The organism is Mesorhizobium sp. W050, from assembly GCF_054719535.1.
The window spans coordinates 5,425,683-5,447,519 of the sequence record NZ_JBTTIH010000001.1 but is presented as its reverse complement, the minus strand read 5'-3'; the positions used below and the strand labels follow the sequence as shown (position 1 = coordinate 5,447,519).

The window sequence follows — 21,837 nt, the reverse complement described above, 5'->3', positions numbered from 1 at the left end:
TATCGGCTGATCAGAACTTGTCGTCCTCGGTCGGCACCAGAATTTCGCGTTTGCCGGCATGGTTGGCCGGGCCGACAATGCCTTCCTTCTCCATCTTCTCGATGATCGAGGCGGCGCGGTTGTAGCCGATGCCGAGCCGGCGCTGGATATAGCTGGTCGACGCCTTGCCGTCGCGCAGCACGACCGAGACCGCCTGGTCGTAGGGATCGTCGGAATCCTCGAAATTGCTGTTGCCACCACCGCCAGCGCCGCCCTTGCCCGACGGCTCGTCATCGTCCTCGCCGTCATCCTCGGTGATGGCGTCGAGATATTCGGGCACGCCCTGCAGCTTCAGATGGGCGACGATCTTCTCGACCTCGTCGTCGGCGACGAACGGGCCGTGCACGCGCTGGATGCGGCCGCCGCCGGCCATGTACAGCATGTCGCCCATGCCGAGCAGCTGCTCGGCGCCCTGCTCGCCCAGAATGGTGCGGCTGTCGATCTTCGACGTCACCTGAAAGGAGATACGGGTCGGGAAATTGGCCTTGATGGTGCCGGTGATGACGTCGACCGACGGACGCTGCGTCGCCATGATGACATGGATGCCGGCCGCGCGCGCCATCTGTGCCAGGCGCTGCACCGCGCCTTCGATGTCCTTGCCGGCGACCATCATCAAATCGGCCATCTCGTCGATGATGACGACGATGTAGGGCATCGGCTCGAGATCGAGGTTCTCGGTCTCGTAGATCGCCTCGCCGGTCTGGCGGTCGAAGCCGGTCTGCACGGTGCGCGAGATTTTTTCGCCCTTCTTTTCAGCCAACTGCACGCGCGCGTTGAAGCCGTCGATGTTGCGCACGCCGACCTTGGACATCTTGCGGTAGCGGTCCTCCATCTCGCGCACCGTCCATTTCAACGCCACCACGGCCTTCTTCGGGTCGGTGACCACCGGCGTCAGAAGGTGCGGGATGCCGTCATAGACGGAAAGTTCGAGCATCTTCGGGTCGATCATGATCAGCCGGCAGTCCTGCGGCGTCAGCTTGTAGAGCAGCGACAGGATCATGGTGTTGATGGCGACGGACTTGCCGGAGCCGGTGGTGCCTGCGACCAGCACATGCGGCATCTTGGCGATGTCGACGATCACCGCCTCGCCATTGATGGTCTTGCCCAGCGCCAGCGCCAGCTTGGACTTGGTCGTCTCGAAATCGCGGCTGGCCAGGATCTCCCGGAGATAGACGGTCTCGCGCTTGGCATTCGGCAATTCGATGCCGATGGCGTTGCGGCCGGGCACCACGGCGACGCGGCAGGCAATCGCGCTCATCGAGCGGGCGATGTCGTCGGACAGGCCGATGACGCGCGACGATTTGATGCCGGGCGCCGGCTCCAACTCATAAAGCGTGACCACCGGGCCGGGCCGTACCGCGATAATCTCGCCCTTGACGCCGAAATCCTCCAGAACGCCTTCGAGCAGGCGCGCATTCTGCTCCAGCGCGTCCTTGGACAGGCTGGCGTCGCGCACCACGTTCTTCGGCTCCGACAGGAAATGCAGCGACGGCATTTCGAATGTTTCCGAGCCGATCAGCGAGGTCTGCGCCTCGCGCTGGACGCGCGCGCCGGGAGCGGGACGCGGCGCAGGTGCGGCGACGCGGGTCGCTGCATCGGAGCGGAAGTTCTGCACCTTGGCGTTCGTCGCGGCACGGCGCTGGACCGGCTCGTCGTCGAGTTCGACCTCCTCGTCGCCATTGTCGAAACCGGCATCGAGGACGTCGTCATCGTCCGGATCGACGGAAACGCTGCGGTCATTGACCATGGCGGCGAAGAACTCCGGCTCGACGCGGGCGCGGCCATCCGGGCTCATCCGCGCTTCGGCGAATTCCGCCGATTCGACCCGTTCGGCGGCGCGGCGCCATGCGGTGGAGCGCTGCTCCATCTCCGGCTCGAACTCGTCGCGCTCCTGCTGGCGGCGCACAGCCCGGCGATGCATCCAGGCGCGGAAAGACAGCCACCAGTGGGTAACGGCGCCGAGCGCCAGTATCCCCTCGTCGCCCTCGTCCTCGTCTTCGTCGAAGAGCAGGTCGTCCTCTCGGGAATCGGGCTCCGCGGTGCGCTCCATGACGGCAAAGCCGTTCTTGCGCGCAATCAGCGCCGAGCCATAGGCAAACAGCCACAGCGCCGGCGCAATGAGCACCATGGCAATGATGCTGGCAACGATGCCGGTCGGGTAGCCGCCAATGACCAGGCCCGGAATATTGAGCACCATGTCGCCGAACACGCCACCGAGGCCGGTCGGCAACGGCCACGTCTTGGGCGGCACCACGCAGCCGGCCATCGCCGCCGCGAGCAGCGCGAAGCCGAACCAGGCAAGGCCGCGCTTCGGCAGCCTGTCGACGCCGCGCGCCGAAAACAGGAGAAAGCCCCAGATCACCGCCGGCACCAGGGCGGCAACCGCGGCAAGGCCGAAGAACTGCATGGCGAGGTCGGAGAATACCGCGCCCGCATAGCCCATGGCGTTGGTGACGATGTTGTCGGTGGCGTGCGAGAAGCTGGGATCGGCGACGTTCCAGGTCGCCAGCGCCGCGACGCCAAAGGCGACCAGCGCAAACAGGCCGGCGCCGACCAGCCGCCCGACCTGGCGCCGCGCGAATGCCTGGATGCCGTGCCCCGTATCGGTCAGCGCGAGCGGTGCTGAAGCCCCTGAACGCATGCTTCGTTCCCCGTCTGTCATGGACTGGCCGGGCGCATGACGCACTCCGGCAGATTCGGATGTCAGACTATCGGGGGGAAGGTTAAGGCCGCATTAACTATACGCACCCAGAGCCACGATCTTGCTCACTCCACTGTAGGCAGTCTCAACAGTTCGGAACCAATCCGGTCGACGTCTCCCCGCCGGCGGCCATCACTAGAACGTGATTGCGCAGGGACGGAGGCCTGCCAGCACGGTTGCCAAAAAGAGAGGCCCGGAATGACCCGGGCCTCAAAGCGTGAACTCCTTTCGGGAGCGTCACGACGGGATGGGAGAATGCGGGCGGCCGAGGCCGCCCCGCAAGGCTTACGAGTGGTAGGCCGCTTCGCCATGCGAAGTCAGGTCGAGGCCTTCGCGCTCGGCGTCGGCTGTCGGACGCAGACCGATGATCAAGTCGACGACCTTGTAGAGGATTGCGCTGCCGATGCCCGACCACAGCAGGGTTACCAGGACGCCTTTGCCCTGCGCCAGGAGCTGCGTGGCCGTGCCGGCATAGCCGGCGGCGAAGTCGGCCGTCGAATAGTCGACGATGCCGGCGCCGCCGAGGGCGGGATTGACCAGAATGCCAGTGCCTAGCGCACCGATGATGCCACCGACGCAGTGGACGCCGAAGACATCGAGGCTGTCATCATAGTCGAACGTGTTCTTCACCACCGAGACGAAGAAGTAGCAGACGAAGGTGGCGACGATGCCAAGCACGATAGCGCCCATCGGGCCGGCAAAACCTGCAGCCGGCGTAATCGCGACGAGGCCGGTGACCGCGCCCGAAACAGCGCCGAGCATGGAGGCTTTGCCGCGCAGCAGCGATTCAAGCACGATCCAGGCCACTGCCGCCGCCGCCGTGGCGACGAAGGTGTTGATCATCGCCAACACCGCATAGGCGTTCGCTTCGAGGTTCGAACCGGCGTTGAAGCCGAACCAGCCGACCCACAGCAATGAAGCGCCGACCATGGTCAGCGTCATCGAGTGCGGCGCCATGATGTCCTTCTTGTAGCCGATGCGCTTGCCGATCATCAGCGCGCCGACGAGACCGGCAATGCCCGCATTGATGTGAACGACCGTGCCGCCGGCGAAGTCGATGGCGCCGAAGCTGAAGATCAGGCCGGACGGGTCGGCATAGGCGCTCGGGCCGCCCCAGAACCAGACCATGTGCGCGATCGGGAAGTAGATTAACGTCACCCATAGGATAACGAAAAGGATCAAGGCAGAGAATTTGACGCGTTCGGCGAATGCGCCGACGATCAGGGCGGGCGTGATGCAGGCGAAGGTCATCTGGAAGACGACGAACACCAGTTCAGGAATGGCGACGCCCTTGCTGAAGGTTTCCGAAAGCGTCGATACGTTGACGCCGGAGAGAAACATCTTCGAAAGGCCGCCGACGAAGGCGTTGCCCGGGGTGAAGGCGAGGCTGTAGCCGTAGAAGACCCAGATGATCATGACCACGCTGGTGATGGTGAAGACCTGCATCAGCACCGACAGCATGTTCTTGGTACGAACCAGGCCGCCGTAGAAAAGCGCAAGGCCGGGAATGGTCATCAACAGCACCAGCACGGTGGAAATCATCATCCACGTGGTGTCGCCCTTGTCGACGGTAAAAGCCGGCGCTGCTGGCGCTGCCGCCGCGACGGCGGGAGCCGCCTCCTGCGCGAAGGCAGCAACCGTGCCCAATGCTCCGAGCGCTAAGGAGCCCAGCAGCGCGGAGCGCGCCACTGACTTCAAGGTGGAAGGTATATTCATTGAACTCTCCATTGGAATACGTGTTCGCCGCTCAAAGTGCGTCGGTGTCTGTTTCGCCGGTACGGATGCGCACCGCCTGATCGATGCCGAAGACGAAGATCTTGCCGTCGCCGATCTGGCCGGTCTTGGCCGCCGCCGTGATGGCTTCGACGGCCTTGTCGACCAGGTCTGTGCTAACCGCGACTTCGATCTTGATCTTCGGCAGGAAACTGACCGCGTATTCCGCCCCGCGATAGATTTCCGTGTGTCCCTTCTGACGCCCGTAGCCTTTGACTTCGGTGACGGTCAGGCCCTGGATGCCGACGGCGGTGAGCGCTTCGCGCACCTCGTCGAGCTTGAACGGCTTGATGATTGCCATCACGATTTTCATAAGGTTTCACCCTTTGCTGTTGCGGTCCCCCGCGTTTGCACACCTTCACCGATCCCAAAAAGCCCGGAGAGTGCCCAACAGGATTCAAGCTCCGTGCCAGTTGCCGAAGCAGGGTGCTAACTCATTGTAAACAAACGGGTCGCTCGAGTCCCGGCGCCACGGTGCGCACTGTCAACGGACAGTCACTGATTAAAAAGTAGGCAATTTTTCGAAAACGCCTATTCCGCAGGCGGCCGCTTCAGCCGGATCAGGCCTTCCTGGGCAACCGAGGCGATCAGCGTGCCGTCGCGGGCAAACAGCGAGCCGCGGGTGAAGCCGCGCGACCCCTGCGTCGACGGGCTGTCCTGCGTGTACAGGATCCAGTCATCGAGCGGATGGCTGCGATGGAACCACATCGCATGGTCGAGGCTCGCCGCCTGGATGTCGCGGTCGAAAATGGCGCGGCCGTGCGCAAAGGTCGAGGTGTCGAGCAGCGTCATGTCGGAGAGGTAGGCAAGCACCGCCGCCTGGATGCCGCGGTCGGCCGGCACCGGGCCGGTGGTGCGGATCCAGATGTTCTGCTGCGGCTCCAGCTTTTCGCGGCTGGTGTAGTGCTTCAGCATCACCGGCTTCATCTCGATCGGCCGGTCGCGCTCCCAGTAGCGCTTGATGCCGTCCGGCACCGCCTCGCCGAATTTGCCCAGCAATTCGCGCTGCGACAACAGGCTGTCGGGCGGTGGCACGTCGCGTGGCATCGGCAGCTGGTGCTCGAGCCCGATCTCGTCCTGCTGGAACGAGGCCTCCAGCGAAAAGATCGCCTGGCCGTGCTGGATCGCCACCACACGCCGCGTGGTGAAGGAGCCGCCGTCGCGGATGCGGTCGACCTCGTAGACGATCGGCACCTTGGTGTCGCCCGGCCGCATGAAATAGCCGTGCAGGGAATGCACATGGCGCTCGGGCTCGACCGTGCGCTGCGCGGCGACCAGCGCCTGGGCGATGGTCTGACCGCCGAAGACCCGCTGCCAGTCGAGCTTGGGGCTGCGACCACGGTACAGATTGTGTTCAAGCTGCTCGAGGTCGAGAATGCTGAGAAGCTCGTCCATGGCCGCCGTCATGTTTCGTGACCTCGCCGTAAGATGCTATCGCGGTTTCCGACAGGAATGGCGGGCAGTCAAGGCCGGAATATCCTAGCACGGGGCCAAGATGGCCGAGGCTTCGAAAGGAATTGTCATGGCAGACCGCAAGACGGCCGCAAAAACCTCGCTCGACGTGCTGGTCACCGGCGCCGGCTATGTCGGCCTGGCTGCCGCCGTGTCGCTGAAACAGGCGCGACCGGGCCTCGCCGTCGCGGTCGTCGATGCCGCGCCCGCCGGCATCTGGCAGAAAGACGGCCGCGCCTCGGCGATCGCCGCCGCCGCCTGCCGCATGCTCGACCAGCTCGGCGTCTGGCAGGAAATCGTCGGGCAATCGCAGGCGATCACCGAGATGATCGTCACCGATTCGCGCACCGCCGACCCGGTGCGTCCGGTGTTTCTCACCTTCGATGGCGAGGTCGCGCCGGGCGAACCGTTCGCCCACATGGTCGCCAACAAGGACCTGAACGGCGCCTTGCGCCGCCGCGCGCAAAAGCTCGGCATCGACATCATCGAAGGTGTCGCGGTCGCATCGTTCGACGGCAATGGCGCCGGCATCACCGTGCATCTGGCCGACGGCGCGGCGATTGAGGCGCGGCTGCTGGTCGCCGCCGACGGCGTCAATTCCAAATTGCGCGACATGGCCGGCATCAAGACGGTGAAATGGGAATATGGCCAGTCCGGCATCGTCTGCACGGTGGCGCATGAGCGCCCGCACAATGGCCGCGCCGAAGAGCATTTTCTGCCGGCCGGCCCGTTTGCAACGCTGCCGCTCAAGCCCACCGAGGACGGCACCAACCGTTCGTCGCTGGTCTGGGTCGAACGTTCCGAGGATGCCGAAAAGCTGGTCTCGGGCGACGACCTCGTCTTCGAGCAGGAGCTTGAATTGCGCTTTGGCCTGAAGCTCGGCGAAATCCGCGTCACCGACAAGCCGCGCGCCTGGCCGCTCGGCCTGACCATCGCGCGCGCCTTCGTCGCCCCGCGCATCGCGCTTGCCGGCGACGCCGCGCACGGCATCCACCCGATCGCCGGCCAGGGCCTCAATCTCGGCTTCAAGGATGTGGCGGCCCTTGCCGAAGTGGTGGTCGAGGCCGATCGCTTGGGACAGGATATCGGCGCGCTCGACGTGCTCGAGCGCTACCAGCAATGGCGCCGCTTCGACACGGTGCAGATGGGCGTCACCACAGATGTGCTGAACCGGCTGTTTTCCAACGACATCGGCCCGCTGCGCCAGCTCCGCGACATAGGCCTCGGCCTTGTTGAACGGATGCCCAGGCTGAAGGAGTTCTTCATCCGCCAGGCGTCGGGGTTGTCCAACGGCACACCACGGCTGCTCAAGGGTGAGGCGATTTAGGCCGGGAATGAGTGCCGCTTTGTCATAGACGCGGCTCGGCTCCTGACATCAGCCGCGCAATGTTGGCGCGGTGGCGCACGATCACGTAGATGCCGCCGGCGATGACCAGCAACCGGTAGGGCAATGGTTGTCCCATGCCGCCGACGAGGGCGATCGCGGTGAGCGCCGCCAGCATCGAACTCAGGGACACAATTCGGGAAACTGCCAACACCACGGCAAATGCCGTCGCCACGCCTAGACCCACAGGCCAGGACATCGCCAACAAAACACCCAACCCCGTCGCAGCCGATTTGCCGCCGGTAAAATTCAGCCAGATCGAACGGCTATGCCCAAGCAAAACAGCGAGTCCGGCCAGGCATACAATCCAAGGAGCCCAAACGGGCATATCAGATATTGCCGACGGCGGCGCTGCGGAAGACCAGAAACAAAACCAACGGGCAAAGATGACCGCTGCCGCCCCTTTCAGCACGTCCACCAGAAGCACCACCAATGCTGGCCATTTCCCGAGTGTGCGCAATACATTTGTCGCACCGGTGGACTTGGAGCCGTGCTCCCGGATATCGATGCCCTTAAGCAGTTTCCCCGCCAGGTAGCCGGCAGGCGTAGAGCCGATAAGGTAAGCGGCAGCCGATCCTACCACGCTCGCTATCCAGAATGACATGCGCCCGGGCTGTTTCTCAGTTGACCTCAAACCCCAGCTTCTGCCGCAGTCGCAGCATGCGTTGGTCGGCGACCTTGAAACTCTGCTCGCCGCTCTTGGCAACACGATCCAGCATCTGCAGCAGGTCTTCGCGCTCATGCGGATCGAGGCGCTCGCGCAGGAAGGGCGCCAGCTTGTCGATGACGATCGTCGTGTCGTCGATCTGCGCCGCGGCCCATTTGGCGTAGACGACGGCTTCATCGGTCTTCTTCTGGTTGTCCGCAATCTGCGAGATCACCTCGCGGATGACCGTTTCGCGCTTCGGCAGGATCGGGCCGTGCTCCGCTGCCAGTGCGGTGATCAGCGTTGCCGCCGCCACCACCGGATCGTCGATCGCCGTCAGCGGCGACAGCGCCGCCTGCTTGCGCAGCTTCTTGCGCCTTATGTTGCCCTGGACGCGGCCGACGACGTCGGCGACCTCGCGCGCGGCTTCGTTCATGGCCTTCATGCGATACCACCAGAACGCCCCGGCTCCCAGCACGCCGAGAATAGCAATCAGGAAAGGCATGTCGAATTCCCCCGAAAATTGCGGCGACGATAGGAGAACTCCGGCGTTGCTTCAACACGCAGAATTGTATCTGATGAGAAAACAGAGCTGGCCCCCTAATCATCCAGACGCCGAGATCGGACGTCCTGGGTTCAGGTCGCTCGTCACGGGCATCTGATGGTGCAACCGCTTAGCGATAACGCCGACTTCGCATCGAGCGCGGTGCCCATCATGACGATCCGTTCGGCCACTGCAATGCGGCTGTCGGCGCGGTGACGCCGGCCTGGGACGATCCGATGTTCCACCCGTTTCTCTACGGGTCGGGGCATGGGGCGGAATACCGCGCCGGCTTCTACGGCCTTGCCGGCTGGCATAGGGAAGGCCATATGCTGCGCGCGCTATTCGAGGGCGTGATGTTCGAGCATAGGCGCCACATCAATGTCCTGAAGGACGCCGGTGTCAGCTTCGACAAGGCGGTCCTGTCCGGCGGCGGCTCGCGCAGCGAGCACTGGCCGCAAATCTTCGCCGACGGGCTTGGGGTGCCGATCACCGTGCCTGAGGCGCGCGAGACCGGCGCGCTTGGCGCGGCAATCGGCGCCGGGGTCGCGGCCGGCCTGTTCGCCGACTATGAGGCCGGCGTCGACGCCATGACCCGGTCAAGCGCCGCCTATCGTCCGAACCCGGCCATGCAGGACCATTACAACAGGCGTTATCGCGCCTATTGCGGCCTTGCCGATACGCTGCGATCGTTCTGGGACGAACAGGCGGCAGAACCGAGTAGAACACCGCCGAGTAAACCACCGCAATGACCCAACGGCTCGATGGCGACTACGACTACATCATCGTCGGCGCAGGCACGGCGGGCTGCGTGCTGGCCAATCGGCTGAGCGAAAACCCGGCGACGCGCGTGCTGCTGCTTGAGGCCGGCGGCAGCGACAATTATCACTGGGTGCATATCCCGGTCGGCTATCTCTATTGCATCGGCAATCCGCGCACCGACTGGATGATGAAGACTGCCCCCGAAGCCGGCCTGAACGGCCGCTCGCTGGTCTATCCCCGGGGCAAGGTGTTGGGCGGCTGCACCTCGGTCAACGGCATGATCTACATGCGGGGACAGGCGGCGGACTATGATGGCTGGCGGCAGATGGGCAATGTCGGCTGGGGCTGGGACGATGTGCTGCCCTATTTCCTCAAATCCGAGGACCATCATGGCGGCAAGACCGAGCTGCACGGTTCCGGCGGCGAATGGAAAGTGGCGCGGCAACGCCTGTCCTGGCCGATCCTGAACACCGTGCAGGAGGCGGCCAAGGAATTCGGCATCATGCCGCGCGAGGATTTCAACGACGGCGACAATGAGGGGTCCGGCTTCTTCGAAGTCAACCAGAGCAAGGGCGTGCGCTGGAACACAGCCAAGGCATTCTTGCGCCCGGCGCTGCGACGGCCGAACCTCAGGCTGGTCGTCAACGCGCATGTCGAGACGGTGTTGTTCGAGGGCAAGCGTGCTATCGGCGTTTGTTATCGCGTCGGCGGCCAAACCATCGAGGCAAAGGCCAGGAGCGAGGTGCTGCTGACCGCCGGCTCGATCAACACGCCGAAACTGCTGGAGCTTTCCGGGGTCGGCGAGCCGGATCGCCTCGCCGCGCTCGGCATCGATGTGGTTCACGCCAGCCCCGATGTCGGCGAGAACCTTCAGGACCATCTGCAGATCCGCACTGTCTACAAAGTGTCGTCGGCGCTGACGCTCAACACGCTAGCCAACAGCCTGAGCGGCAAGGCGAAGATCGCGCTGCAATATGCCTTTGGCCGCTCGGGACCGATGTCGATGGCGCCGAGCCAGTTCGGCATGTTCTCGAAATCCGATCCGTCGATGGCGACGCCGGACCTGGAGTACCACGTCCAGCCCTTGTCTACCGACCGGCTGGGCGACCCGCTGCACCCGTTCCCGGCAATCACCATGTCGGTCTGCAATCTGCGGCCCGAGAGCGTCGGCTCGGTGCACGCTACGACGCGCGAGCTGGCCGTGCAGCCGGAGATCCGGCTGAACTACCTCTCTACGGCGCGCGACCGCGAGATCGCGCTGCGTTCGGTGCGCCAGGCGCGCAGCATCATGACCGCCAAGGCTCTTGCCGGCTTCCATCCGGAAGAAATCCTGCCTGGTCTCGCCCACCAGTCGGACGAGGACCTGCTGCACCAGATCGGCTCGATCGCGACGACCATCTTCCACCCGGTCGGCACCTGTAGGATGGGTGTCGATGGCCGCGCCGTCGTCAGCCCGGACCTGCGCGTGACCGGTGTCGAGGGCCTGCGCGTCGTCGACGCCTCGATCATGCCGCGCATCGTCTCCGGCAACACCGCCTCGCCAGTGGTGATGATCGCCGAGAAGGCGGCGGATATGATCCGCCGGCCTGCATGACGTCGCCGCCGCCTATGACCCCGGCACGTCGTAGATCGCCCTGACTTCGACGGTGCCGATTTCGGCCAGCGGAATTTTGCCGGCGATCTCCAGCGCCTTGTCGAGAGTGTCGGCTTCGATCATGACGAAACCAAGCAACTGCTCCTTGGTTTCGGCAAACGGACCGTCAGTGATCAGCCGCTTGCCTTGGCGCCGCCGCACCGTCTTCGACGTCTTCACCGATTGCAGCGCCTGCGCGATGATCAGCTTGCCTTGCTGGTCCAATGACCGATCATAGGCCATCGAATCGGCGTCGAGCTTGGCCAGACGCTCCGGCGTCATGGCATGGAGGTCCTTTTCCTCGCCGTAGACCAGACAGACATATTTCATTTCCAGCTCCCTTGCTGTGACGAAGCATATGCGATCACGGCGCCGGCGGCATCCCTGCCGGCAGCAGCGTGGTCGAGCACGCAGACCGCAATGCCGATCACAGTGACCGCAGCAAGCAGCCGGCCGAAGCCGGAAGGTCGCGAGCAGTCGATCTCGTGTAGACGCGCGCTTTTGTCGGCGTCGTTCCAATGGGCAGAAAACAGATTGTTCATCTTGGATCTCCATCCGCCACGAGAATCCGTGGACGCTCGCAGGACGGCCGGCGCCGATGCAAGTCGACATTTTTGCACGCACATTTTTTCAGAAAAAATTTGCAGGGCACGCCGGCGTCGCATCCCGCCGAAACAGCGCGGTGGTCTTCCCCTGCCGCCGCGCTATAGTTGGAGGGAACGCCGCGTGGCCGGCGCTGTCGCTGTAATCAAGGAGAATTTTATGGACCGCACCGCAAACGCCGTCTGGAAAGGCAATCTGAAGGAAGGCAAGGGCACGCTCGACAGCCAGAGCGGCACCTTGAAGGGCACGCCCTATTCGTTCAAGGCTCGCTTCGAGGACGAGAGCGGCAAATCCGGCACCAATCCCGAAGAGTTGATCGCGGCGGCACACGCCGGCTGCTACGCCATGCAGCTGTCGCATTTCCTGGCCGAGAACGGCACGCCCGCCACTGAACTCGACGCCAAGGCGGTGGTGACGCTGGTCCCCGGCACCGGCATCACCGGCAGCGCCATCACCCTGATCGGCAAGGTACCGGGCATCGATGCGGCGAAGTTCAAGGAATTGGCCGAGAAGGCCAAGGCCGAATGCCCGGTTTCGAAGGCGCTCGGCGCCATCAAAGTGTCGCTCGACGCGAAACTGGGGTGATCCGCCGATTTTGCCCGGGGTAGCGATCCTTCGCGCCCCCCTCTGCCCTGCCGGGCATCTCCCGGGGAGATTGGAAGCTCGGTAGCTGGCACTCTTCTTTCGACGTTCGTAATTGGCGAAGGCCGGCGTGACATCTGATCTCCCCACTTGAGGGGGAGATGGCCGGCAGGCCAGAGGGGGGTGCTGTCCCGCCGACGTCTCGGATACTATTGGGCGCCCAGCGCATCAAGCCGGGCGCGAAGGGCGGCGACTTCCTGCTCCAGAGCCTCCAATCTTGCTTCCAGGTCGGAAGCAGGCAAGGCCGGCGCACTCCGCTGCATCGATAACGCCGCGACGTCCACCGGTCCTGCGAGCAGATGCATAAAACGGTCCTCGCGCTGCCCCGGCCCGCGCGGTATTTCCTGGATCAGCGGCGGTCGGCGGCCGATCAGCATGTCGAGTTCAGCGCGCAGGTCTTCGATCGACGAAAACCGCGCCATGCGCTCAGCTCGCGCCAGCAACTCATGCGCCGTCTGCGGCCCGCGCAGCAAAAGCAGGCCGATCACCGCAGTCTGCGGCCTAGTCAGCGAGAAGCGCTGCGCCATCTGATGCTCATAGCGCTCGACGCGCGAGCCGAACATCTGACGCACCAGCCCCTTCTGCTCGAGCAGCTTCAGCGTCCGATGCACCTCTGTCGGCTCGAGCGCCATCACAGGCTCGCGCGCCGTCTTCTGGTTGGCGGCTGCAAGTGCTGCATTCAGCGTCAGCGGATAGACATCCGGCGTCAGCTCCTTCTTCTCGATCAGGCAGCCGAGCACACGGGCTTCGACGGGATTGAGAATGGGAAGGTCATCGCTCATTGAAGTTCAGCCTCCCGGCGGTAAAATTCGGTTGCAAGGGCATGTTTGCGCGCTTGGCCGGCTTTGTCCCTGACGGGGCCGACTAGGTTCATTTCGTGGTGACCATAGCGGGCTTCGAGATAGCGCGCGATTGCGGTCGGGATGAGGCCCGAGCCCATCTCCCGCGTCCGGCTTTTGCGCTCGATCAGGCCGCGGATTTCGTCGCTGGCTTGAGCCGGTATCTCGGTCTGATCGAGGCATTCGCCAAGGTTCATCGGCGGCAGGCTGGCAAAGCCGCGCTGTTCCATCCAGTCGAGCGCCACGAGCGGGCGGATCAGATAGAACAGCTTCTTCAGCTTCACCTCGCCGGAGAAACTGCCGATCTTGGCGACATGCGAACGCGCAAGGCCGAGATAGTGGTGCGATACCTTCGCCGGATCGACGATCTCGGCCAGCAAATCGAGAAGGCGCTGGCGAAACCCCGAAACCTCCTCATAGACGATCGGCGACTTCGCCCATTCGACTATGACGGCATTGCCGCCAAGCGCCAGCAGCAACGCCTTGCGCAGATCCCAGCCGCCGGCATCGATCTCGCCTTCGATCGGATACTCGATCACATCGCGCGCCTGCTGCAGCACGAGGTGATCGGTTACCGGTCTGATATAGACAAAGCGGCAGTCATAATCGCTGTCGGGAGACGGAAACCCCCAGGCGCGGCTGCCGCTTTCGATGGCAAACAGGATTTTTACAGGCTGGCTTCGCACCAGATCAAGGCGGGCGCGCAGCGCCGCGACGGCGTCCGGCGAAAAGTCGGCGGGTAGCGGTGGCGTCAGACTCTGCGCTCCACCATCATCTTCTTGATCTCGGCAATCGCCTTGGCCGGGTTGAGCCCCTTCGGGCAGGTCTGGGCGCAGTTCATGATGGTGTGGCAGCGGTAGAGCCGGAACGGGTCTTCGAGATCGTCGAGCCGTTCGCCCGTGGCTTCGTCGCGGCTGTCGATCAGCCAGCGATAGGCCTGCAGCAGCGTCGCCGGGCCGAGATAGCGGTCGCCGTTCCACCAATAGCTCGGGCACGAGGTCGAGCAGCAGGCGCATAGGATGCACTCGTAGAGCCCGTCGAGCTTTTCGCGGTCCTCATGGCTCTGCAGCCATTCCTTGGCTGGCTCTGGCGACACTGTCTTCAGCCATGGCTGGATCGAGGCGTGCTGGGCGTAGAAATTGGTGAGGTCGGGCACCAGGTCCTTGACCACCTGCATATGCGGCAGCGGGTAGACTTTGACGGCGCCGGAAATGTCGTCGCAGCCCTTGGTGCAGGCCAGCGTGTTGGAGCCATCGATGTTCATGGCGCAGGAGCCGCAAATGCCTTCGCGGCAGGAGCGGCGCAACGCCAGCGTCGGGTCGATCTTGTTCTTGATCCAGAGCAGCGCGTCGAGCACCATCGGCCCACAATCGTCCATGTCGACGAAATAGGTGTCGATGCGCGGGTTCTCGTCATCGTCGGGCGACCAGCGGTAGATGCGGTATTCCCGCAGGTTGGTGGCGCCCTCCGGCTTCGGCCAGGTCTTGCCCGGCTGCACCTTGGAGTTCTTGGGAAGCGTGAGTTCGACCATTACCTCTGGTCCTTTCGGATGACGGGCTTCGGCACCATGGTCAGTACACCCTGGCCTTCGGCGCGATCTTGGCAAGGCTGATGCCGCCGTCCTTTTCCGCCACCAGCGGCTCGGTGTGCACGGGACGATAGCTGAGGCTCACCTGGCCGTCCTCGCTTAGCCGAGCCAGCGTATGCTTGCGCCAGACAATGTCGTCGCGGGCCGAAAAATCTTCGCGCGCATGCGCGCCGCGGCTCTCCTTGCGCGCCTCGGCGCCGTAGACCGTGGTGATGGCGTTGGCCATCAGATTTTCCAGCTCCAGCGTCTCGACCAGGTCGGAATTCCAGATCATCGAGCGGTCGGAGACTTTCAGGTCCTTGAGCTCGGTCCATATCTGCGAAATGCGCTTGCAGCCGTTTTCGAGCGACTCCTGTGTGCGGAACACGGCGGCGTCTTCCTGCATCGCCTTCTGCATCTTCTCACGCAGAACGGCGGTTGGCGTCGAGCCATTGGCGTGGCGCAGCCGGTCGAAGCGGTCCATGATCTTTTCGACCGAGGCTTCGTTTGGCGAAGGGATCGCCGAATTGGGGTCGATGACCTGGCCGGCGCGGATTGCGGCGGCGCGGCCGAACACCACCAGATCGATCAGCGAGTTCGAGCCCAGCCGGTTGGCGCCGTGCACGGAGGCACAGCCGGCCTCGCCGACCGCCATCAGCCCGGGTGACACCCGGTCAGGATTCTCGACCGTCGGGTTAAGCACCTCGCCCCAGTAATTGGTCGGCACGCCGCCCATATTGTAGTGCACCGTCGGCAGCACCGGGATCGGCTCCTTGGTCAGGTCGACGCCGGCGAAAATCCTGGCCGATTCCGAAATGCCCGGCAGCCGCTCATGCAGCACGGCCGGATCGAGATGATCGAGATGCAGGAAAATATGGTCCTTGTTCTTGCCGACCCCGCGGCCTTCGCGGATCTCCAGCGTCATGCAACGCGAGACGACGTCGCGCGAGGCCAGGTCCTTGGCCGACGGCGCGTAGCGTTCCATGAAGCGCTCGCCCTCGGAATTGACGAGATAGCCGCCCTCGCCGCGCGCGCCTTCGGTGATCAGGCAGCCGGCGCCATAGATGCCGGTCGGATGAAACTGCACGAACTCCATATCCTGCAGCGGGAAGCCGGCCCGTGCCGCCATGCCGCCGCCGTCGCCTGTACAGGTGTGCGCCGACGTCGCCGAGAAATAGGCGCGGCCATAGCCGCCGGTCGCCAGCACCACCGTCTTGGCGGAGAAGCGATGGATGCTGCCGTCGTCGAGGTTCCAGGCGACGACGCCGGTGCAGGTGCCGTCCGGCTCCATGATCAGGTCGAGCGCAAAATACTCGATGAAGAACTGCGCATTGTTCTTCAGCGACTGGCCATAGAGCGTGTGCAGGATGGCGTGACCGGTGCGGTCGGCGGCAGCACAGGTGCGCTGCACCGGCGGGCCGTCGCCATAATTCATCATGTGGCCGCCGAACGGCCGCTGGTAGATCTTGCCCTCTTCGGTGCGCGAGAACGGCACGCCGTAATGCTCGAGCTCGTAGACCGCCGCCGGTGCCTCGCGCACCAGATATTCCATGGCGTCTACATCGCCCAGCCAATCCGAACCCTTGACGGTGTCATACATATGCCACTGCCAGGAGTCCGGACCCATGTTGGACAGCGAGGCGGCAATGCCGCCTTGTGCCGCCACCGTGTGCGAGCGGGTCGGGAACACTTTGGTGATGCAGGCTGTGCGCAGGCCCTGCTCGGCCATGCCGAGCGTAGCACGCAGGCCGGCGCCGCCGGCGCCGACGACGACCACGTCGAACTTGTGGTCGACAAAGGTATAGCCGGTGGCCGATTTCGCGTCCTTGGCCAAATCAGCCTCCGAATGCCAGTTTGAGCAGGGCGAAGATCGAGGCGACGCCGACCGCTATGGTGAAAAACGTGCTGAGTGCGATCAGCGCCAGCTTCATGCCTTCGGCATGCACGTAATCCTCGATAATGACCTGCATGCCGACACGCATATGCGTGAGACCGGAAACGAGCACCAGCGCCAACACCAGCGCCACGAACGGACTGGCGAGCGCCGCCCGCACCTCGGCGAAGCCGGCGCCATTGAGCGCGATCAGGAACCCGACGAAGAACAGTATCAGGGGGATGTTGGCAATGGCCGTCAGCCGCTGTCGCCAGAAATGCCCGGTGCCTTCGCGGGCCGAGCCCAGACCGCGGACCTTGGCCAGCGGCGTCCGCATATCGTTGTTGTTCGTGCCGCTCATCACAAGGTTCCCCGCGCCATGTAGCCGGCGACCCAGATCAGCAGCGTGAGCAGGATGGAACCGGCGAGCGTCGCCCAGGCGATCTTCGATGCCGTGTGTTTCTCCAGCCCGGCGCCGGTGTCCCAGACGAGATGGCGCACGCCGCCCAGCATGTGGTGCATCAGCGCCCAGGTGTAGCCGAACAGGATGAGCCGGCCGAGCCAGGTGCCGAAGGCCCAGTTGATCCAATCGAAAGCGCCTTGCGAACTCGCCGCCGCCATCAGCCACGCGGCGACCAGCAGCGTGCCGAAATACAGCGCCCCGCCAGTGATGCGATGAATGATTGACATCGTCATGGTGATCGGTGGGCGGTAAATCGTCAGGTGCGGCGAGAGCGGCCGTTCACGTCTGGCGGTTCGGGTGGCTGGTGATTTGCTCATGGCTGCCCCAGTTCGATGTCCGGAGCCGCGGTGGAAAGCGGCACTTACCGCCTCGATATATGACTTCAGACAGCCGGTTTCTAATGCTCTTTTTGCACCGCGTCAAAGCCGGAAAATCGTTTTGAAAACGTCATTTAGTCTGACAAAAGGCTGCTGTTTCGCTTCAATCGATTTGGCCACCGTCGAAAGCCGGCGCACCGTTCGCTGCAGTGCGGCATTTCCTTTGCAATCGACGCCAGGCTATCGTTTGCAGGTCTGTGGTGTCGAGCCCCTCTTCATCACCAGCGCCTCGCGCGCGTCGATCACGATTGCGTCATGCGACGCGGCTTCCTGGTAGCGGCTGGACTGGTTGGCGGGTGATGCGGCAAATTCCTCGGTCGTGCCATCGGGCCTGACAACGCGCAACGCCGTGCCGAGGTTCTGGACGGTGATCATGCCGCCATTGCCGCATCTGTAAGTTGCCGTGCCGACAGCAGACCGCGGCGCGGTAAGGTCGGTGACGATCTTGGCTGAAGGTGCGGCAGGCGCTGTCGGAGCCGTTGCGGAAGCCGGGGGCGCCACAGGTGCGGCGGACTGCTGAGCCGGCGCGGGCGCGACAGTGGGTGGTACGGTATTCACCGCAGTCGGCGCGCCGTTCTGCGGCACGCAGGCTGCGGCAGTCAGCAAGGGGATCGACAACAGCGTCACCCGAAACGTCCGGCGTAACGCCATATGCTGTCCTCCTGCGCGGCTAACTAGCCGCGATGTTCCACCAAGATCAAGCTCACCCGACTTCAGCGTAGTTGTGTGCGTCGCGGCCGATGGTGCGGGCAAGCATGGCCGAATGATGACGCCCGGGTTTTCTATCCCGTCGGATATTAACCATGTTTGGCGGAGATCGCCGCCGGATGCGCCTGCCCTCTTAACAAAGGTTAAGAAAAGGTTAATTTCCGATTCGATCGGGTCCACAGCAGAGAGGACACCATGCTTTCGAATTCAGGAAGAGCGCGCCTTGCGGCGCTTGTGCTGGCGACAGCCAGTCTCGGCTTCGCCGCCCCGGCAATGGCCTGGTCGCGCCATCATGACCGCGTCTATGCCGATTCCCTAGGCAATCTCGTCATCGACAGCGCCGCCGGCTACAAGCGCATCATTGTCGGCCAAGGCAGGCTGGCCAAGAAATTGTCCGACTACACCAGCGCCGGGCAGCCGGAAGCGGAACCGGAAGTCCTTTATGAAGACGAGGCGGATCACATCTCCAGGCGTGGCTGCTACCAGCCGCCGGTGTTCGTGAAGGGCCGCTCCTATATGTACGGCCTCTCCGACGGCGAAATGCCCAACCTCAGCCCTTGCCGCTGATGATCCGGCACGGCCGAGAGGCCGTTTAAGCGAGACGCTAACCGACGCAGCCTGTATCCGGGATGAACACCGTTTCGGCCCGCTCATAGGAAAGCCGCACGCTGTCGCGACCGTTCTTCTTGGCCTTGTAGAGCGCTTCGTCGGCGCGCCGCATCAGCGGCTCCAGCCCTTCGTCGCCGGTGCGTGCCGCGACGCCGAAGCTCGCGGTCACCCTGGTGCCCGGCGGCAACCCGTCGACACTGCCGGCCGAATAGTGCGTGCGCACGGCTTCGGCAAACAGCCGCGCCGTGGCAAGATCGCTCAGCGACAGAAGCACGGCAAACTCCTCGCCGCCGATGCGGCCGGCAACCGCACGCGTGCCGGCGGCGGCGCGAAGCTTGGCGGCGAAGTCGGCGATCACCTGGTCGCCCGCGGCATGTCCGTATTTGTCGTTGAGCGCCTTGAAGTGATCGAGATCGGCCAGCACCAGCGCGACCGGCACCTTCGTAACAGCGCAATGCTGCAGCACCAGCAAGGCGCGCTCCTCGAAACCCCTGCGGTTGAGCAGGCCAGACAGCGGATCGGTGTGCGTCTCGGTCTTCAGCGCCTTCATCACGTCGAGCGCAGCTGCCGAGAACAGGCAGAGCGCGATCAGCAACGACAGCAGCGCGTGCGTCAAAAGCGCCGTCGTCCAGTAGGACGAGCCATAAAACCCGTCATAGCTGGTGAACGGCCCGTGCGAGATGACGACGAGCAGCGTGCGGCCGATGAAGTTCAGCCCGGACAGCAGCGACAGTACGAACAGGATTTTTTCCGTCGGGCCGTTCTTGCGCACGGCGCGCAGCTCGGCGGCGACCAGCAGGCTGAGGCCGCCAAAGCCGAAATTGATCGACAGGATGCGCCAAGTTAAGTCCGGCTGGACGAACAGGAACCAGCAGAATGCGACCATCCCGCCACCCGCCAGAATGCCGATCGCGATATAGGGCACGCGCCTGCCGTAGCGCGAGATGATCGCACCGACGAGGCAGCAGGCGGCGAGCGTGAAGCAGAGGTTGGAGACCAGCTTGGTCAGCACCATGCCGCCGGGCAGCGTGAAATACTGCAGCAGGAAGCCGGGCGCGGACACGCAATAGCTCGTGCCGAGCACAGCCAGATAGGGCCGGTGGCGCTGGTAGAACCACAGCACGAGGAACGCCGCGCCGAGCGCCAGCGCGATCGTCGGATTGAGCAGCGCTATGAACAGGCCGGTGTCCAAAGGACGGTGACTTCCCCGCTTGACGTCCGGGAAGACCTTAGAGCGCAAGCCCCAACAAGCGGTTAAGCCGGGACGAATATACAACTCGCCACTCATGAAGCTGGTGTACGGAACCGGGACCTGAGGCCGGCGTTTCCTGACAGCAATCAAGGAGAAGTTGTTCATGGCCGACACGATCACGCTGACCGATCACGAAGCAATTCGCTCATGGGCCGCAGGGCGCGCCGGATTTCCGGCGATCGTCGATGTATCGCCCGAAACCGGAACGCAGCCGTTGCTGAGGCTCGTCTTCGGCCAGCACGCCTATCAGGACCAGGATCAGCCTGAACGCCCGGTCAACGCAGGCGGCTACGAGCTGGTCGAATGGGACGAGTGGTTCAAGATCTTCGACGAGCGCGAACTGGCGCTGGTGGTCGCGGCCGACGAACCCGGCAGCCGGGAGGAATTTCATGAAATCATCCGGCGTGCCGGCTAGGGCATATACCCCAAGGGTCTTAGAGCGGCGCGCTTTAAACAAAACCCCGAACGGTTTTGCCGTTCGGGGTTTTGCATAAGCTCAGATCAGGCTTGAACCAGTCTGCGCTATTTCCAGTCGCGGATGTCGACGAAATGGCCGGCGATCGCCGCCGCCGCCGCCATGGCCGGCGATACCAGATGGGTGCGGCCCTTGAAGCCCTGCCGGCCTTCGAAATTGCGGTTCGAGGTCGAGGCGCAGCGCTCATGCGGCTTCAGCCGGTCGTCGTTCATGGCCAGGCACATCGAGCAGCCCGGCTCGCGCCAGTCGAAACCGGCGGCAATGAAGATCTTGTCGAGACCCTCGGCCTCCGCCTGTTCCTTGACCAGACCGGAGCCCGGCACGATCATCGCATCGACATGCGCACTCACCGTCTTGCCTTCGACCACCTTGGCCACCGCACGCAGATCCTCGATGCGGCCATTGGTGCAGGAGCCGATGAAGACGCGGTCGAGCGTGATGTCGGTGATCTTCGTGCCCGGCGTCAGCCCCATATAGTCGAGCGCGCGGATCTTTGACGTCCGCTTGTTCTCGTCCGTGATCTCTTCCGGATTGGGAACGACGCCCTGCACCGAAACGACGTCCTCGGGCGAGGAACCCCAGGAGACGATCGGCGGCAGCTTGGCCGCGTCGAGCACGATCACCTTGTCGAAATGCGCGCCCTCGTCGGACTGCAGCGTCTTCCAGTATTCGAGCGCGGCGTCCCACGACGCGCCCTTCGGCGCGCGCGGCTTGCCCTTGACATAGGCGAAGGTGGTTTCGTCGGCCGCGATCAGGCCGGCGCGCGCGCCGCCCTCGATCGACATGTTGCAGATCGTCATGCGGCCTTCCATCGACAGCGCGCGGATCGCCTCGCCGGCATATTCGATGACATAGCCGGTGCCGCCGGCGGTGCCGATCTCGCCGATGATGGCGAGGATAATGTCCTTGGCGGTGACGCCTTCCGGTAACTGGCCATCGACACGCACCAGCATGTTCTTGGCCTTGCGCTGGATCAGCGTCTGGGTCGCCAGCACATGCTCGACCTCGGAGGTGCCGATGCCATGTGCCAATGCGCCGAAGGCGCCATGCGTCGAGGTGTGGCTGTCGCCGCAGACAATGGTCATGCCAGGCAGCGTGAAGCCCTGCTCCGGCCCGATGATGTGGACGATGCCCTGGCGGATATCGTTTTCGGAGTAATATTCGACGCCGAAATCCCTAGCGTTCTTGGCCAAGGCCTCGACCTGGATGCGGCTTTCCTCGTTCTTGATGCCGAACTTGCGCTCGGGCGAGGTCGAGACATTGTGATCGACCACGGCCAGCGTCTTTTCCGGATGCCGGACTTTTCTGCCGGTCATGCGCAGACCTTCGAAGGCCTGCGGGCTGGTCACTTCATGGACGAGATGGCGGTCGATGTAGAGCAGACAGGTGCCATCATCCTGGCGGTCGACGACATGGTCGTCGAAAATCTTGTCGTAGAGGGTGCGCGGTGCGCTCATGTGCGTAAATCCGTCGATTTGCAAAAAGGGGAAGGGCAGAC

Annotated in this window: 22 protein-coding genes and 1 pseudogene; 6 read left to right on the top strand and 17 right to left on the bottom strand. The window is 63.8% G+C overall.

The features are described 5' to 3' along the window. Nucleotides 1-10: 10 nt before the first annotated feature. The 4 genes from ACYG9Y_RS26340 to tesB all read right to left on the bottom strand — a co-directional run bounded on the left by ACYG9Y_RS26340 (nt 11) and on the right by tesB (nt 5,920). Entirely contained in the window at nt 11-2,680 is a 2,670-nt protein-coding gene (locus ACYG9Y_RS26340) for a DNA translocase FtsK (RefSeq protein WP_023737982.1), read from the bottom strand. Nucleotides 2,681-3,025: 345 nt separating this feature from the next. Continuing rightward, nucleotides 3,026-4,474 carry an ammonium transporter gene (locus ACYG9Y_RS26335; protein ID WP_373420142.1) on the bottom strand — a complete coding sequence of 483 codons (1,449 nt, stop codon included), beginning with the start codon at nt 4,472-4,474 and terminating at the stop codon, nt 3,026-3,028. 13 nt (nt 4,475-4,487) lie between these two features. Continuing rightward, nucleotides 4,488-4,826, bottom strand: a complete 339-nt coding sequence (locus ACYG9Y_RS26330) for a P-II family nitrogen regulator (RefSeq protein ID WP_023670499.1) — start codon at nt 4,824-4,826, stop codon at nt 4,488-4,490. 218 nt (nt 4,827-5,044) lie between these two features. Further along, on the bottom strand, nt 5,045-5,920 hold the full coding sequence (tesB, locus tag ACYG9Y_RS26325; RefSeq protein ID WP_023737983.1) for an acyl-CoA thioesterase II: 876 nt from the start codon (nt 5,918-5,920) through the stop codon (nt 5,045-5,047). A 115-nt stretch (nt 5,921-6,035) separates the two neighbouring features. On the opposite strand from tesB, the gene ACYG9Y_RS26320 reads away from it, so the two are divergent. After that, a complete protein-coding gene (locus tag ACYG9Y_RS26320; protein ID WP_023737984.1) occupies nt 6,036-7,292 on the top strand; it encodes a ubiquinone biosynthesis hydroxylase in 1,257 nt (418 codons plus the stop codon). Between the two features lie 22 nt (nt 7,293-7,314). Here the strand turns inward: ACYG9Y_RS26320 and plsY are convergent, their stop codons facing one another. Continuing rightward, the gene (plsY, locus tag ACYG9Y_RS26315; RefSeq protein WP_031253450.1) at nt 7,315-7,953 is read right to left on the bottom strand and encodes a glycerol-3-phosphate 1-O-acyltransferase PlsY; all 639 of its coding nucleotides are present in this window, start codon (nt 7,951-7,953) and stop codon (nt 7,315-7,317) included. A gap of 16 nt (nt 7,954-7,969) precedes the next feature. Then, a complete protein-coding gene (locus ACYG9Y_RS26310) occupies nt 7,970-8,500 on the bottom strand; it encodes a hypothetical protein (RefSeq protein WP_023670503.1) in 531 nt (176 codons plus the stop codon). 197 nt (nt 8,501-8,697) lie between these two features. On the opposite strand from ACYG9Y_RS26310, the pseudogene ACYG9Y_RS26305 reads away from it, so the two are divergent. After that, nucleotides 8,698-9,288 (top strand): annotated as a pseudogene (locus tag ACYG9Y_RS26305) (FGGY-family carbohydrate kinase); the annotation flags it as partial. After that, nucleotides 9,285-10,892: a GMC family oxidoreductase gene (locus ACYG9Y_RS26300; protein WP_023737986.1), complete on the top strand. Its 1,608-nt coding sequence runs from the start codon at nt 9,285-9,287 to the stop codon at nt 10,890-10,892. The pseudogene ACYG9Y_RS26305 and the gene ACYG9Y_RS26300, both read left to right, overlap by 4 nt. 12 nt (nt 10,893-10,904) lie before the next feature. Here ACYG9Y_RS26300 and ACYG9Y_RS26295 read toward each other — a convergent pair whose 3' ends face one another. Together ACYG9Y_RS26295 and ACYG9Y_RS26290 are read right to left on the bottom strand one after the other, a co-directional pair. Then, complete coding sequence (locus ACYG9Y_RS26295; protein WP_023698373.1) at nt 10,905-11,261, bottom strand: YciI family protein; 357 nt, start codon at nt 11,259-11,261, stop codon at nt 10,905-10,907. Further along, nucleotides 11,258-11,473, bottom strand: a complete 216-nt coding sequence (locus ACYG9Y_RS26290) for a hypothetical protein (protein WP_023737987.1) — start codon at nt 11,471-11,473, stop codon at nt 11,258-11,260. The genes ACYG9Y_RS26295 and ACYG9Y_RS26290 overlap by 4 nt, the downstream gene beginning before the upstream one ends. A 220-nt stretch (nt 11,474-11,693) precedes the next feature. Between ACYG9Y_RS26290 and ACYG9Y_RS26285 the strand changes: the two genes are divergently transcribed. Then, entirely contained in the window at nt 11,694-12,119 is a 426-nt protein-coding gene (locus ACYG9Y_RS26285) for an OsmC family protein (protein ID WP_023726055.1), read from the top strand. A 206-nt stretch (nt 12,120-12,325) separates the two neighbouring features. Here ACYG9Y_RS26285 and ACYG9Y_RS26280 read toward each other — a convergent pair whose 3' ends face one another. The 7 genes from ACYG9Y_RS26280 to ACYG9Y_RS26250 form a co-directional block, all read right to left on the bottom strand. Further along, nucleotides 12,326-12,958, bottom strand: a complete 633-nt coding sequence (locus ACYG9Y_RS26280; RefSeq protein WP_023737988.1) for a YceH family protein — start codon at nt 12,956-12,958, stop codon at nt 12,326-12,328. Continuing rightward, entirely contained in the window at nt 12,955-13,701 is a 747-nt protein-coding gene (locus ACYG9Y_RS26275; RefSeq protein WP_023737989.1) for a nucleotidyltransferase domain-containing protein, read from the bottom strand. Before ACYG9Y_RS26275 ends, ACYG9Y_RS26280 begins: the two co-directional genes overlap by 4 nt. A gap of 65 nt (nt 13,702-13,766) precedes the next feature. Next, entirely contained in the window at nt 13,767-14,546 is a 780-nt protein-coding gene (locus ACYG9Y_RS26270; RefSeq protein WP_023670510.1) for a succinate dehydrogenase iron-sulfur subunit, read from the bottom strand. Between the two features lie 40 nt (nt 14,547-14,586). Further along, entirely contained in the window at nt 14,587-16,416 is a 1,830-nt protein-coding gene (sdhA, locus tag ACYG9Y_RS26265; RefSeq protein ID WP_023737990.1) for a succinate dehydrogenase flavoprotein subunit, read from the bottom strand. A 1-nt stretch (nt 16,417) separates the two neighbouring features. Then, the gene (gene sdhD, locus ACYG9Y_RS26260; protein ID WP_023683885.1) at nt 16,418-16,816 is read right to left on the bottom strand and encodes a succinate dehydrogenase, hydrophobic membrane anchor protein; all 399 of its coding nucleotides are present in this window, start codon (nt 16,814-16,816) and stop codon (nt 16,418-16,420) included. After that, a complete protein-coding gene (sdhC, locus tag ACYG9Y_RS26255) occupies nt 16,816-17,235 on the bottom strand; it encodes a succinate dehydrogenase, cytochrome b556 subunit (protein WP_023683884.1) in 420 nt (139 codons plus the stop codon). Before sdhC ends, sdhD begins: the two co-directional genes overlap by 1 nt. Before the next feature lie 240 nt (nt 17,236-17,475). Next, nucleotides 17,476-17,946, bottom strand: a complete 471-nt coding sequence (locus ACYG9Y_RS26250) for a hypothetical protein (RefSeq protein WP_023737991.1) — start codon at nt 17,944-17,946, stop codon at nt 17,476-17,478. Nucleotides 17,947-18,198: 252 nt separating this feature from the next. Here ACYG9Y_RS26250 and ACYG9Y_RS26245 point away from each other — a divergent pair, with 252 nt between their 5' ends. Next, nucleotides 18,199-18,570: a hypothetical protein gene (locus ACYG9Y_RS26245; RefSeq protein ID WP_023687709.1), complete on the top strand. Its 372-nt coding sequence runs from the start codon at nt 18,199-18,201 to the stop codon at nt 18,568-18,570. A 37-nt stretch (nt 18,571-18,607) separates the two neighbouring features. Here ACYG9Y_RS26245 and ACYG9Y_RS26240 read toward each other — a convergent pair whose 3' ends face one another. Then, nucleotides 18,608-19,804 carry a GGDEF domain-containing protein gene (locus ACYG9Y_RS26240; RefSeq protein WP_023737992.1) on the bottom strand — a complete coding sequence of 399 codons (1,197 nt, stop codon included), beginning with the start codon at nt 19,802-19,804 and terminating at the stop codon, nt 18,608-18,610. Between the two features lie 163 nt (nt 19,805-19,967). On the opposite strand from ACYG9Y_RS26240, the gene ACYG9Y_RS26235 reads away from it, so the two are divergent. Then, complete coding sequence (locus ACYG9Y_RS26235) at nt 19,968-20,279, top strand: hypothetical protein (RefSeq protein ID WP_023670517.1); 312 nt, start codon at nt 19,968-19,970, stop codon at nt 20,277-20,279. 107 nt (nt 20,280-20,386) lie between these two features. On the opposite strand, the gene leuC is transcribed toward ACYG9Y_RS26235, so the two are convergent. Further along, entirely contained in the window at nt 20,387-21,796 is a 1,410-nt protein-coding gene (gene leuC / locus ACYG9Y_RS26230) for a 3-isopropylmalate dehydratase large subunit (protein WP_023670518.1), read from the bottom strand. Nucleotides 21,797-21,837 lie beyond the last annotated feature (41 nt).